Here is a 13,273-nt window from a genome sequence, read left to right on the forward strand (position 1 = left end):
GGGATATCAATGACTGATGCACATGCAGACGCCGACTTCGACCCCGCGCTCTCGGTCGAGGCGGTGTCGGACCTCGCGACACGAATCTCCGAGAACGTCGAACGCGTCATCGTCGGCCACCACGACGCCATCGAAGACATCATCGTGGCGCTGTTCGCCCGCGGTCACCTCCTCTTGGAGGACGTGCCGGGCGTCGGCAAGACGATGCTCGCCCGCGCCATCGCCACCTCGATAGAGGGGGAGTTCGAGCGCATCCAGTTTACGCCCGACCTCCTCCCGTCCGACGTGACGGGCGTGAACGTGTTCAACCAACAGACCAGCGAGTTCGAGTTCCGCGAGGGGCCGGTCTTCGGAAACGTCGTCCTCGGCGACGAGATAAACCGCGCGCCGCCGAAGACGCAGGCCGCCCTCCTCGAAGTCATGGAGGAGCTACAGGTCACGGTCGACGGCGTCACCCGCCGCGTCCCCGACCCCTTCACCGTCATCGCGACCCAGAACGACGTGGAACCCGACCGAACGTACGACCTCCCGCTGGCCGAACTCGACCGGTTCATGAAGAAGATTCACCTCGGCTACCCCAACGAGGCCGAGGAGACGGAACTGCTCGGCCGCGTCTCGGGCCACCATCCCATCGAGTCGCTCGAACCCGTCGCGTCGGCCGGCGACGTGCGCGACGCCCGCGAGCGCATCCTCGACGTGACGGTGAGCGAGCCGGTCCGGCGCTACGTCTCTCGGCTCGCCGCCGACACCAGAGCGCGCGCCGACCTCGGCGTGAGCCCCCGCGGCTCCATCGCGCTCGTCCGCGCCGCGCAGGCCCGCGCCGCCCTCGACGCCCGCGACTACGTCGTCCCCGACGACGTCCAGCGCGAGGTGCGGAGCGTCTGGGCCCACCGCGTCCGGACGACCGACGAGCGCTCCGGCCGCGACGTGGTCGAGCGGGCGCTCGACACCGTCGCGGTCGAGTGAGACCGATGAAGCTCACCCTCCGCGGCTGGGTCGCCGTCGCGGTCGTGGTCGTCGGCGTCGCCAACGCCGTCGCCTACGGCCCGCGGGCGCTCAACGCCGTCGTCGTTCCGGTCGCCGTCGGCCTCGTCGTCGGCGCGGTGCAGGTCTGGCGCGTCTCGCCGCCCCGCGTCGAGCGCGTCGCGCCCGACGACGGCTTCCCCGGCGAGACCCGCACCGTCTCGCTCGCCCTCGACGCCGACAGGCCGTTTCCGGCGACCACGACCGACGCGCTCTCGCCCGGCCTCGACGGCGACACCGCGGTCGACTCGGTCGTCGGCGACGGCCGCGTCGACTACGAGGTGACCTACCGCGGTCGCGGCCCGGCGACGCTCGGCCCGACGACCGTCGTCGCCCGCGACATCCTCGGAATGTTCTCGAAGTCGTTCACCGCCGGCGGGACGACCGAAGTGCTCGTCTTCCCGCGGGTCCGCTCGCTCGGGGCGGCGGCCCGGCGAGACCTCTCGGCGCTCGCCGACGCGGGGCGCACCGACGAGCGCGCCGAGTTCGACCGCCTGCGCGAGTACGTCCCCGGCGACCCGCTCCGCGACATCCACTGGAAGTCGAGCGCCAAGTCCGGCGACCTCGTGGTGAAAGCCTACGACGACCGGGTCACGGCCGACGCGGTTCGCGTCTCCGCCGGCGCGACCGACGGCCACGAGGACGACGCCGCGGAGGCGGCCGCGACGCTCTGCTGTGCGCTTCTCGACGCCGGCGTTCCGGTCCACCTCACCTCGCCCGCGGGGGTCGTGGAAGCGACGCCCGGCGACCGCCGGCGCGTCCTCGTCCACCTCTCGCGGCTCCGCTCGGGGTCGGTCCCCGACGAGACCGCCGAAGTCGTCGTCAGCGGCGACGCCGGAAAGACGTACGTCACGCTCGGCGGGCGCGAGACGACGTTCGACCGCCTGCGCGCCAAGCGCGACGCGGCCGAGTCGTCGGTGCCGAACCCGACGAGTCGCGTCGGAACCCGCGGTGCCGACTCGGGGGTGTCGGCGTGACGGGTCCACGTGCCCGTTCTGACGGCGCGAGCCGAGGCCCTGCGCGACCGGAGGTGCCGCGATGAGCACGGACACGAACCGGCGCGGCTCGGACTCGTCGCGGTCGGCCGCGAGCGCGTCGGCGTCAGCGACGGGGTCGGCGTCCTCCGCGACGAACACCGTCTTCGGCGTCCCCGCCGACCTCCTCGCGACGGCGGCCTCGCTGGTCCTCATCGGCGCGTTCCTCGCGGTCGTCTACGACATCACGAACGTCGTGGGTCGTCGCGACCAGTTCGTCCTCCTCGCCGCGGGGACGCTCGCCCTCGCGACCGTCGTTGGCTGGACGCTCCGCCCCCGCTACGCGCTCGGTCTCGCGGCCCTCATCGCCGCCGGCGGCTTCGCGGCGTACTTCCTCGCGCTCCCCGAGAGCCAAGTCGCGTTGCTCTCGCCGGAGCGCCTTTTGGCCGACACGTTCGCGCTCCTCAGCGGCCTCTCGGCGCTCCGACTCCTGTCGGCCGACGTGTGGGCGCTCGCGGTGACGCCCGGCCCGGTGTTCCTCGCGTGGTACCTCGCGGTCCGCGGGCGAATCGCGCCGGCCGTCGCGGTCGCCGGGAGCGGCCTCGGCCTGTTCGTCCTCACCACCGACGCGACGGGGACGCTCACGCTCCTCGGCGTCGGCGCGGGCATGGCCGCGGTCGGCTTCGACGGCATCGACCGCTTCGGGAGCGCCGGCGGCCAACTCGACGTGCTGACGATCGTCCTCGCCGCGATGGTCGTCCTCTCGGCCACCGTCACGGTCCTCCCCGGCGCGGGCGGGTCGCCGGTCATCCCCGACGAGGGCGTGGCCGAACAGCCGACCGTCGAGGCCAGCCTCGTGAGCGCCGACGACCGCATCTCCATCGTCGGGAGCATCAGCCTCTCGCCGCAGGTCCGCTTCGAGGTCCAGAGCACCTCGCCGGACTACTGGCAGACGGCGACGTTCGACCGCTACACCGGTGACGGCTGGGTCAGAACGGGCGACACCCGCGACTACGAGGGTGGTCGGCTGGCCGGGCCCGAGGGGCCGTCGCGTTTGGTCCGCCAGACCGTCACGCCGGCGACGCCGCTCGACTCGATGCCTGCGGCGTGGCGGCCCGTCGCCGTCTCCGGCGACATCGAAAACGAGACGCTCGTCACCCAGCAGGGGAACCTCCGCCCCGACCGAGCCGTCGAAATCGGCGAGACCTACAACGTCACGAGCGCCGTCCCGCAGTACACCGCGGCGTCGCTCCGGCGGACGGGCACCGACTACCCCGACGAGATTCGCGAGCGGTATCTCGCGCTCCCCGACAGCACGTCCGACCGCGTCCGCGACCGCGCCGCCGAGATAACGGGCGACGCGGAGACGCCGTACGACAAAGCCGTCGCCGTCGAGGAGTGGCTCGAAGCCAACAAGGAGTACTCGCTCCGGGTGTCCCGTCCCGACGGCGACATCGCCGAGTCGTTCCTCTTCGAGATGGACGCCGGCTACTGCACCTACTACGCCTCGACGATGGTGGTGCTGCTCCGTTCGGAGGGCGTCCCCGCGCGCTTCGTCACCGGCTACACGACCGGCGAGCGCGTCGACGGCGACCGCTACGTCGTCCGCGGCCTCGACTCCCACGCGTGGGTCGAAGTCTACTTCGAGGACACCGGCTGGGTCCGCTTCGACCCGACACCCGCCGGCCCCCGGCAGGACGCGGAGTCGACCACCCTCAGCGACGCCCGAAACGAGGGTCGACTGGGCGTCGACACCAACGAGACGAACGCCGAGTCCAACGAGACCGAACAGCCCACGACGACCGCGAACGACACCGAGACGCCGACGGAAAACGGGACCGAGACGAACTCGACGCCCGTCGACAGCAGCGCGCCGGGTCCCAACATCGACGAGCGCCTCGGCATCACGCCGACCGGCGACGGCGCGACGGAAGGCGACGAGGACGACGGACTCGTCCCCGAGATGCCGTCGCGGGAGACGATATTCGTCGGTCTCGTCGGCCTCCTCGGCGTGGTGGCCGGCGTCAGGCGGACCCGGCTCCCGGCGCACCTCCGGTTCGCCACCGCGGCGTATCAGCGGCGCACCGACTCGCCGGCGGACGACGTGTTCCGGGCGTACGACCGCCTCGAACTCGCCCTCGAACGCGACTACCGCCCGCGCCGCCCCGGCGAGACGGTCAGGGCGTACCTCGATTCGCTCTCCCGCGTCGGCGTGGACGAGCGGACCCGACAGGTCGGCCGACTCTACGAGCGCGCCAAGTACGGCGACGGCGTCACCCGCGCCGACGCGGACGAGGCCGTGGCCGCGGCGAACGCCGTCGTCCGCGCTCGTCTGCCGCTCGTCAGACGCTGGGCGGACTGAGCGGCGCGAAGAACCGCGTCACTTTTTCTGCGTGCGCTCGCACGAACGGTCAATGGCGACACGAGACGCTGTCTTCGCAGTCCTGTGTGCCGCCCTCTGCGTGCTCGCCGTGGTCGCGCCGACCGCGGCCGCACAGGAGGGCACCGCGAGCGGGCCGGGCGTCGAACCGCTCGTCCAACAGGGCGTCGAACCGGACAGCACGCGAATCGTCGTCGAGGTCTCCGAGAGCGGCGACGCCCGCTGGGAGATTCAGTACTGGACCCGACTCGACGACGAGAACACGACCGATGCCTTCCAATCGCTCCGAGACGACGTGCGGGCCAACCCGGACGACTACACCTCGGCGTTCGCGGAGCGCATCGCCTCGACCGTCGGGGCCGCAGAGAACGCCACCGGCCGGGAGATGGCCGCCACGAACGTCTCGGTCTCGGCGGAGACGCGGTCGCTCCCCGATAGCTTCGGCGTCGTCTCGTACTCCTTCGAGTGGTCCAACTTCGCGGCGGTCGACGGCGACCGCCTCGTCGTCGGCGACGCCATCGAGGGCTTCTTCCTCGACAGTAGCTCCCGGCTCATCCTCTCGTGGCCCGACGAGTACGACGCGGCGACCGTCGAACCAGCGGGCGACGAGACGCGAGAACACACGGTCATCTGGCGCGGCTCCCAGACCGAGTTCGTCTCGGGCGAGCCGAACGTCGTCCTCGAACGCGGCGCTGGCGGCTCCGGAACGACGGCGACGGCGACACCGACAGACTCGGCGACGCCCGTCGCGGACGACGACCCGTTCCCGACGACGACCGCGCTCGTCGCGCTCGTCCTCGTCGTCCTCGTCGGTGCCGGCGCGCTCTATCTCCGCTCGCGGGGCGCGCTCGGCGGCGGCGACGGCGACAGCGGCGGCGCAAACGCGGCCGGCGCGGCTGGCAGCACGGACGCCGGCGCGTCCACCGACTCGGCCACCGCGAGCGCGGGCGAAGCCGACTCGGCGGCGGCCGACGACGCAGCGACCGCCGCGGCGAGCGCCGGAGCCGGTGCAGACGAAGCCGACGACGACTCCGCCGCGGGCGACGAGGACGGCGAGCCGAGTCCGCCGCCGGAACTCCTGAGCAACGAAGAGCGCGTCCTCCGACTCATCGAGTCCCGCGGCGGCCGCATCAAGCAACAGGAGGTCGCCGGCGCGCTCGACTGGACCGACGCCAAGACGAGCAAGGTCGTCCGCGGAATGCGCGACGAGGGAACCATCGAGGGCTTCCGCCTCGGCCGCGAGAACGTCCTCCGTCTGCCAGAAGACGACGCGGACGACGAGGACGGCGGCGGCTCGAAAGGGGAATAAATACCTTACGACCGTTTAGGTCGGTGGTCGGTCCCTAATCGGAAGACGGCGGCGACCCGTACGCGGCGCTCAAACTGCCGTTGACTGGAGTTGATTCGGGGGCACGACCGCACGTTTATATCGGAACGGGGTTCCAAAACGAGAGTGATGAGTCGACGAACCGCTGCGCTCGCCGTCGTCGCCGCCGTGTTGCTGGCGACGGTTGGCGCACCGCTCGCTCTCGCCGCCCCGGCCGGACCGATGGGAATAACGGCCACCGATGGCTCGGCCGCCGCTCCCGTCGCACAGACGACCGCGAACGACAGCGCGACCAACGACACGGCGGCCAACGATAGCGCCGCGTCGTCGGAGACGCTCCCCGGTCAGCGCCTGTCCGCCGTCATCGGCGTGCAGGGCTCCGAGACCGACGGGGAACTCGAACGCCGTACCTTCGAAGCGCGCTTCGCGAACGCGAACTCGAACGCCTCGAAGGCCGCGGTCGTCGCCACGCAGGTCGTGACGGTGCGCGAGCGCCTCACCGAACTCGAACAGCGCAGGGACCGCCTCGAAGCCCAGCGCGAAAACGGCACCCTCTCGGAGGGCCAGTACCGCGCGCGGCTGACCCAGACGGTCGCCGACATCGAGCGCACCCGGAGCATGCTGAACCAGACGGCCGACGCCGCCTCGACGGTCCCCGCCGAGGAGCTCTCGGCGCGCGGCGTCGAGACGGCCGAACTCGATAGGCTCCGCACGAACGCGAGCGAACTCACCGGCCCCGAAGTCGCCGAAATCGCCCGCGAAATCGCGGGGAACCCCGGGAAGGGAATCGGCCGCGACCGCGCCGAAAACGAGTCGGAAACCGGCCGCAACGGGCGGTCTGACGAAGCGGGACGGAGCGATGCCCCGGGAAACTCGCGTTCTGAGGCGAGCGGCCGCGCCGATGACGTTCGTGAAGACGCCGGAAACGCGACCGACGCGACCGGCGTGACCGACGACGCGTCCGAGGGTTCGTCCGGCGACGGCAACCGCGGCAACGCCCCGGAGACGCCGCCCGGAAACGACAAGCGGGCGAAGGACGCCGACGGGAGCGCCCCCGCGGTGACCACCGACGACGGGCAGTCCGACGACGACGGCACGACCACGACCGACGACGCGACGGCGGACGACGAATCGGAAACGTCGTCCACGGACGACTCGGGCGCTTGAAGCCGGGGACGGCGACCCCGCCTCCCGATACTGTTTAATATCCCCATCCTGTAGGTCCACACTGTAATGTCGGAAGTCTGCTCGACGTGCGGGCTCCCTGAAGAGCTCTGCGTCTGCGAGGACGTGGCGAAAGAGTCTCAGGAGATAGTCATCCGCATCGACGAGCGCCGCTACGGAAAAGAGGTTACAGTCATCGAGGGATTCGACCCGAAGGACGTCGACATGGACAGCCTGTCGTCGGACCTGAAGTCGAAATTCGCTTGCGGTGGAACCGTGGAAGACGATTCCATCGAGCTCCAAGGCAACCACCGCGGCCGCGTGGAGGACTTCCTCCGCGAAAAGGGGTTCAACGTCGCGTGACCGACCTCTGAGTTAGCCCGCCGTCGAGATTTTTCGAAGCAACTCAGCGCACACGAGCCGTTAGTCCGTCGGTCGTCCGACCGCTCGTGTCCGCGGCCGCGTCACGCTCCAGCGACGCCGCCGCTCAGCGGCGTCCACGGTCGCCTTCGCCGTCGTCTTCGCCCTCGTCGATACCCGCTTCGAGCGGGCCGTCCCACGCGTCGAGTCCGCCGGCCATGCTCTCGATACGGGCGTTTTCGGTCCCCTCGTAGGCCGAAAGCAGGCGGACGGCCTGCACGCTCGCCTCGCCCCGCGGACAGACGGTGACGATGCGCTCTGCGCCCGCGACGCGGTCGAGGTGCGAGACGAGGTCGGAAAGCGGGATGTTGATGCTCCCCGGCACGTGCCCGAGCGCGAACTCGGCCTCGGTACTCACGTCGACGACGAGCGGCGGGTCCTCGCCGTCGAGGAGTTCCTCGACCGCCGCGGGGGAGATTTCGTCGACCATCTACAGCAGGCCCTCGTCGCGGGCGAGGAGGACGCCCTCGACGGTCGCGTCGTTCGTCGGCGGTTCGGTCGCCCGCTCGATGGCCTCCTCGACCGGTACGGCGCGGACCGAGAGGAACTCGTTGTCGTCGAGGTCGCGTTCGACCGGCGTGAGCCCCTCGGCGAAGACGAAGCCGCGGCGGTGGCGAAGGACGCCGGTCGAACACCACACGTCGCCGACGACCGACGCGGAGTCGGCGGCGAAGCCGGTCTCCTCGCGGAGTTCGCGCAGTCCGGCGTCGGTGAACGACTCTCCCTTCTCGACGACGCCCGCGGGGAGTTCGAGCTGGGTCTGGCGGATGTTCGGCCGGTACTGCTCGACGAAGACGACGTGGTCGTCCGCGACGGCGACGACGACCACCGCGGTCGCCAGTTCGGCCCAGTAGTAGCGCTTCGTGGTCCCGTTGGGCTGTTCGACGAGGTCGTAGCCGCCGGTGAACCAGCCGGTCTCGTACTCGGTTTCGGATTCCAGCACGCGCCACTCGGGGTCGGGCAGGCGCTCGTGACGGCGGCCGTCGTCGGTCATCGGCCCGCTCCGGTCGCGTCGTCGGTTTCGTCGTCGTCGTCGGTCTCGGCGGCGTCATCGTCGGCCGCGGCCGCCTCGTCGGTCTCGGCTTCCTCCCCGAGGAGCGCGTCGCGGTAGACGCGGCCGAAGGCGTTGCGTCGGAGCGTACTGACGGCGGCGTCCTCCTCGTTCTGGAACGTCGTCGCCAGCACCGTCTCGGCGAACGGAACCGCGTGCCACGCGACGCGGTCCACGTCGGGGTTGCCGAGTTCGACGACCTCGTAGCGCTCGTGGGCCGCGCACCAGTCGTCGAACTCGTCGCGCGTGCCGACGGAGACCGAAAGCGACTCGGCGAACAGCGCGTTGCGGACGGTCTCGATTACGTCGCCGGTCACGCGCTCTCGGTACTCCTCGCGGTCGAAGTCCATCGCCTTGGCCGTCTCGCGGACGACCACCTGTGCGGTCGGTCCGACGCGGTCGAAGGCGGCCTCGGCCTCGTCGAGCGACGCCGGAGCAATCGTCCCGTGGGTTTCCATCGCCAGTCGATTCGGGACCCGGACTTACGACTCTTTCCTGTCCGCGTCGTCGTCGGCACTGTCGGCGTCACCGGCGTCGCCGGCGTCGTCACGCCCCGCGTGCTCGTCGTCGCCGGTTCCCTCGCCGTCTTCTCCCTCCTCGTACATCTCGCGGGTGAGCGACTGCGCCTCCTCGAAGATGCGCGCCGCGTCGCCAGACAGCGACTGCGACCCGCCGGAGCCGCCGAACTGCTGCGGCTGTCGGTCGGGGATGTCGTGGCCGTGATTGTGGTCGTGACCGTGACCTCGGCCTCCCGTGCGGTCGACCGTGTCCTCGAACACCTCGTCGAACTCCCGTTCCTCGGCGAGGTCGGAGACGAGCGGGCCGAGCGAGTCGGCGTTCAGGTCGCTCCACTCGGGGACGTGTTCGTCCAGCCACGTCTCGTGGTCGTCGCCGTGGACGATGGCCTGCAACGCGAGGTGGTTCGCGAGGTGCGTCTCGTCGCGCTGCGGCGCGTCGCAGACCGGACAGGCGTATCCCATGCCCTCCGGTAGCGGCTCTGTGTACCAAAACCCGTCGCACTCTCGCGTCGTGCTCTGTCGCGTTGCGTCGCGCCGCGTCGGCGTCGTCGGTCGTCGAAGGAAATGTGGCCGCGTCGCCCGCGCGGTGGTGGGTGGGTCGCGGGCGACGGTCGGCTCTCGCGGCACCGAACGAGGTGCCGCGTCGTGTGGTGGTGGGTGGTGGTGATACCGATTCGTTCGTGTGTCGATGCGTCAGGCGGACTTGACGATGACCGTTCCGTCGGCCCAGACGGTCACGTCGCAGGCAGCGTACCGGAACCCGATTCGACCGCGCGACGGGACGACCGACCCGCGGGTGCCGCCGTCCGTCGCCGGTGCCCGCGCCAGCGGAGCGAACAGTTGGCAGAGCGCGTCGGGGTCGATAGTCTCGGACAGCGGCGGGAGGTCGACGGCGTCCACGTCTCGCAACTGGGCGGCCGCGGTGACGACGGTCACCGCGAGGGTGTCTCGTCCGCTCCAGTCGTGTCGGGCGACGACCTCGTCGGTCGTCCCCGTATTCCATCCCACATCGTTGCCCGGTAACACGCGAGTTTCGTCCATGGTTCGGTTCGCGTCGGCGCCTCGCCGACATCCGAGCCGACGACGTTCGTGAATATATCGGTCGCTGCTATCCAACTAGTGGTGGCGCGCGCGTCACCTCTAGGTACCTAGAACCGTAACTGAAAATCAGCTGGTATCGCTGGTTCTCATGTGGTATGTTATCATTCGAAGACGCGCCCGACCAGTTTTCGCTCGGCCGCGCGCAGGTGGTACTGGTAGGTCGGCGCGCTGATGTCGAACGTCTCGGCGAGCGTCTCGGCGGTGCTGCGGCGCGGCCACTCGTAGAATCCGGAGAGGTGGGCCGCCCGAATCGACTCGTACTGCCGGCTCGTCCACGCCTCGCGCATCTCGGCGGCGAACGTCTGCGGCGACTCGGTGCCGTCGTCCGCGGTCCGCCGCGACAGCAGACTCGTCCCCGGGTAGTTCGAGTCGAGCGCGTCGACGAACGACCGGACCCGGATTCGCTCCGGCACCTCGGCGGTGAGCGTGGTCTGGGTCGGCGTCGCGTCGAGCGCGCGCAGGGTCGCCTCCGAGGCGTACAGCGTCTCGAACAGCGACTCCCGCGGGAGGCGGAGTTCGAACAGGGACCCCGAGTCGTCGGTCGAGACGTGGCGCACGCGCGTCGCGATGTCCCGCCCGGCGGCGACGACCTCCTCGGGTTCCGCGTCGCTGGTGACGAACGCGATAACGGAGCCGTCGGAGTTCGGGATGACGCCGCCGAGGCTCACCGCGCGGCCGACGCGCCGGGCGAGCCGCGACAGCGACAGCCGGTCGCCGCCGAGCTGTACCTGCACGTCCGTCCGGCGCTCGGTCAGCATGGCGTCGGCGCGCCCGGTGGCCGCGAGGGCGTAGCCGACCGTCTCGCCCAGGTCGGTGAGCAGGCCGTCGTCGTCGGCGAAGGCGTCCGGGTCGGTGGCGTGGACGACGAACAGCGCCTCCACCCGGTCGTCGGCGACTGCGGGGATGACCGCGATAGCGCGGAACCCGTAGCTGAGGGCGTCGCCTCGGTGGTCGGCCCACGCGGGGTCGTCGAGCACGTCCGCTACCACCTGTATCTCCCGGGTCTCCACGGCGGCTTCGAGCAGGGGAAACAGCGGCTCAGCGGACGCCACCTCTCCGAGCCGGTCGGCGTAGGCGGTGTCAGCGCCGTGGACCGCGTCGCTCGTCGGCCGGTACGTCTCGTCTACGTCCCTGGCCTCTGCGTGCCAGACGATGGCGTAGTCGTCGGCGTCGACGAGGTGCTTGGCCACGGCCGAAAGCGCCTCGCCGCGGGTCGGCGCGCGGATGAGCGACTGGTTGATGTTCCGGATGGTCGCGTTGATTCGGTCGAGTCGGGTGAGCGCCTCGTTCTGGGCCTCGAGCCGCCGGTCGCGCTCGCGTAGTTCCGCCTCGGCGTCGATTCGGTCGAGCAGTTCCTCGACGGTCGCAGAAAGCAGGTTCACGAGCTCCACGTCGACCTCGTCTGGCGCGACGGTGCCGGGGTGGCCGGTGACGAGGACGCCGTGACGACCGAGCGGCGCGGCGATGACGCGCTCGACGCCGTCGACGACGCCCCCGTCGGGCGCGAGTTCGACCACGCGGACCTCGCCGGAGACGAACGCGTCCCAGACCCCGCCGCGGTCGAGGCCGCCCCCGACCGGCTTGTCGCCGAGGCCGGTTCCGGCCGCGCCGACCCGGACGAGGCTCGTGTCCGCCTCGTCGAAGACGAACAGCTCCGTCCGGGCGTCGCCGAGCACCTCGTCGCAGGCGTCGACGGCGGCCCGGAGGACCGCCTGTCGGTCGGTCGCGCCCATCATCTCTCGGGTCCGGTCGTGGAGCGTCGCGAGCAGGCGCTCGTAGCGGTGTCGCTTCGTCACGTCGCGGAGGACGCCGACCGAGCCGACCTCCTCCCCGCCGACGACCAGCGGCGTCCGGTGGTCCTCGACTCTGACGACCCCCTCGTCGGGCGTCCGCAGGTCCAACTCCACGATTCCCTGCGAGGTCGACGCGAACGCCTCGTCGCTGCCGTCGGTCGCGCTCGCGTTCTCGGTGAGCAACGCCGTCGACGACCCGATGACGCGGTCGCGGTCGAGTCCGGTGAGGCGCTCGAACGCGGGGTTGACCGCCGCGAACCGACCCTCGTCGTCCAGCGCGTACACCGCGTCGGCGACGGCCGCGAGCATCCGCCCGTACTGCTCGGCTTCGACCTCGTGTTCCAACTGTTCCGTGATGTCGGTGAAGTAGACGGACAGCCCCGTCTCTGAGGGGTACGCCCGAACCGCGTACCACGTTTCGAGGCGGTCGTAGTACTGTTCGAAGGTCGCCGGCTCCTGTCGCTCCATCGCGCGCTCGAACTCCTCGCGGAAGACGGCCGACTCGGGTACCGAGTCCCAGATTCGCGTCCCCAACACCGCCTCGGCCGACATCCCGAGGCCGTGTTCGGCCGTCGAGTTGACGTAGGTGACGCGCCAGTCCGCGTCGAACCCCATCACCGCCTCGTCCATCCGCTCTAAGACCTCCGAGAGGGCGCTTTTCAGCTCGTGCCGTTCGGTCGCCGCGCCGACGACGGCGGCGATGTTCTCCAAGAAGAGCACGTCGTCGTCGGAGAACTGCCCGCTGGCGACGCCGTGGACGGCGATGACTCCCCACCGGGTGTCGTCGCCGCCGATGGCCGCGCTCATTCCGCTTTTCGGTCCCGACGGGCCCGCGTCGCTCGCGTGCTCGAAGCGCTCGTCGTCGTCGAAGTCGTCGACGAGCGTCGAACGCCCGGACCGGTACGTCTCGACCGCCTGCGTCCCCCCGGCCGCGGCGAGTCCGTGGTCCCGATTCGCCGACCAGCCCGCGGCGGCGGCGACGCGGAACGCGCCGTCGTCGAGGCCCTCGAAAATCGTGACCGAACTGGCGTCGAGCACGTCGCGGACGCGACTCGCGGCGTGGTCGAGCGTCGAGTCGAGGTCGACGGCGGTCAGCGCCCGCGTTCCGATTTCGGAGACGACGCGCTGCTGTTCGATTCGGTCCCGGTGGCTCCGAGCGAGGGTGCACTCGCCGAGCGCCCGCTCGACGCGGAAGGCGAGCCACGACATCGTCTCGGGGTCGTCGTCGCGGACGACGTAGTCCGTCGCGCCGGCTTCGACCGCGCGGGTCGCGGTCTCCTGGTCGGCGGCCGCGACGACGACCGGGACGTCGATACCCTGGGCGTAGATGTCGCGGACGAACGCCCCCTCGTCGCCGGCCGCCGTGGGGGCGGCCAGGACGATACAGGAGATGGCCGCCGAGGCGGAAACGAGTTCCGCGCGCGCCGCGGCGGGGGTGCGGACGTGCCGGACGGTCGTCGCTCCGTCGAGCGACGACAGCGACGAGTCGAGGGACGCCGCGAACTCGCCGTCGTCACTCAGA

12 protein-coding genes are annotated in these 13,273 nt (G+C 70.8%); 6 read left to right on the plus strand and 6 right to left on the minus strand.

The window, feature by feature from the left end; all coding sequences use genetic code 11:
* Positions 1-9: 9 nt before the first annotated feature.
* The 6 genes from ABY42_RS09450 (at position 10) to yciH (ending at position 7,231) form a co-directional block, all read left to right on the plus strand.
* Positions 10-966 carry an AAA family ATPase gene (locus tag ABY42_RS09450; RefSeq protein WP_004976321.1) on the plus strand — a complete coding sequence of 319 codons (957 nt, stop codon included), beginning with the start codon at positions 10-12 and terminating at the stop codon, positions 964-966.
* A gap of 5 nt (positions 967-971) precedes the next feature.
* Positions 972-2,000, plus strand: a complete 1,029-nt coding sequence (locus ABY42_RS09455) for a DUF58 domain-containing protein (RefSeq protein WP_050459299.1) — start codon at positions 972-974, stop codon at positions 1,998-2,000.
* A gap of 61 nt (positions 2,001-2,061) precedes the next feature.
* Positions 2,062-4,359 (plus strand): transglutaminase TgpA family protein, encoded by a 2,298-nt coding sequence (locus tag ABY42_RS09460; protein ID WP_050459300.1) that lies wholly within the window; start codon positions 2,062-2,064, stop codon positions 4,357-4,359.
* Between the two features lie 52 nt (positions 4,360-4,411).
* Positions 4,412-5,686 carry a helix-turn-helix transcriptional regulator gene (locus ABY42_RS09465; RefSeq protein ID WP_050459301.1) on the plus strand — a complete coding sequence of 425 codons (1,275 nt, stop codon included), beginning with the start codon at positions 4,412-4,414 and terminating at the stop codon, positions 5,684-5,686.
* 147 nt (positions 5,687-5,833) lie between these two features.
* Positions 5,834-6,871 carry a DUF7096 domain-containing protein gene (locus ABY42_RS09470; RefSeq protein ID WP_050459302.1) on the plus strand — a complete coding sequence of 346 codons (1,038 nt, stop codon included), beginning with the start codon at positions 5,834-5,836 and terminating at the stop codon, positions 6,869-6,871.
* Positions 6,872-6,937: 66 nt separating this feature from the next.
* The gene (yciH, locus tag ABY42_RS09475) at positions 6,938-7,231 is read left to right on the plus strand and encodes a stress response translation initiation inhibitor YciH (RefSeq protein ID WP_004976316.1); all 294 of its coding nucleotides are present in this window, start codon (positions 6,938-6,940) and stop codon (positions 7,229-7,231) included.
* 124 nt (positions 7,232-7,355) lie between these two features.
* On the opposite strand, the gene ABY42_RS09480 is transcribed toward yciH, so the two are convergent.
* From ABY42_RS09480 to ABY42_RS09505, 6 genes are all read right to left on the minus strand, one after another.
* Positions 7,356-7,718, minus strand: coding sequence for a rhodanese-like domain-containing protein (locus ABY42_RS09480; protein WP_050459303.1), 363 nt, complete (start codon positions 7,716-7,718; stop codon positions 7,356-7,358).
* The gene (locus ABY42_RS09485; RefSeq protein ID WP_004976314.1) at positions 7,719-8,282 is read right to left on the minus strand and encodes an NUDIX hydrolase; all 564 of its coding nucleotides are present in this window, start codon (positions 8,280-8,282) and stop codon (positions 7,719-7,721) included.
* Complete coding sequence (locus ABY42_RS09490; protein WP_050459304.1) at positions 8,279-8,797, minus strand: DUF5809 family protein; 519 nt, start codon at positions 8,795-8,797, stop codon at positions 8,279-8,281. Before ABY42_RS09490 ends, ABY42_RS09485 begins: the two co-directional genes overlap by 4 nt.
* Before the next feature lie 24 nt (positions 8,798-8,821).
* On the minus strand, positions 8,822-9,319 hold the full coding sequence (locus ABY42_RS09495) for a DUF5810 domain-containing protein (RefSeq protein WP_004976312.1): 498 nt from the start codon (positions 9,317-9,319) through the stop codon (positions 8,822-8,824).
* 231 nt (positions 9,320-9,550) lie between these two features.
* Complete coding sequence (locus ABY42_RS09500; protein ID WP_004976310.1) at positions 9,551-9,898, minus strand: HalOD1 output domain-containing protein; 348 nt, start codon at positions 9,896-9,898, stop codon at positions 9,551-9,553.
* 161 nt (positions 9,899-10,059) lie between these two features.
* A complete protein-coding gene (locus ABY42_RS09505) occupies positions 10,060-13,272 on the minus strand; it encodes a bacterio-opsin activator domain-containing protein (RefSeq protein ID WP_049905181.1) in 3,213 nt (1,070 codons plus the stop codon).
* Between the last annotated feature and the right edge of the window lies 1 nt (position 13,273).

The sequence above is a fragment of the Haloferax gibbonsii genome (assembly GCF_001190965.1).
Taxonomy (GTDB): domain Archaea; phylum Halobacteriota; class Halobacteria; order Halobacteriales; family Haloferacaceae; genus Haloferax; species Haloferax gibbonsii.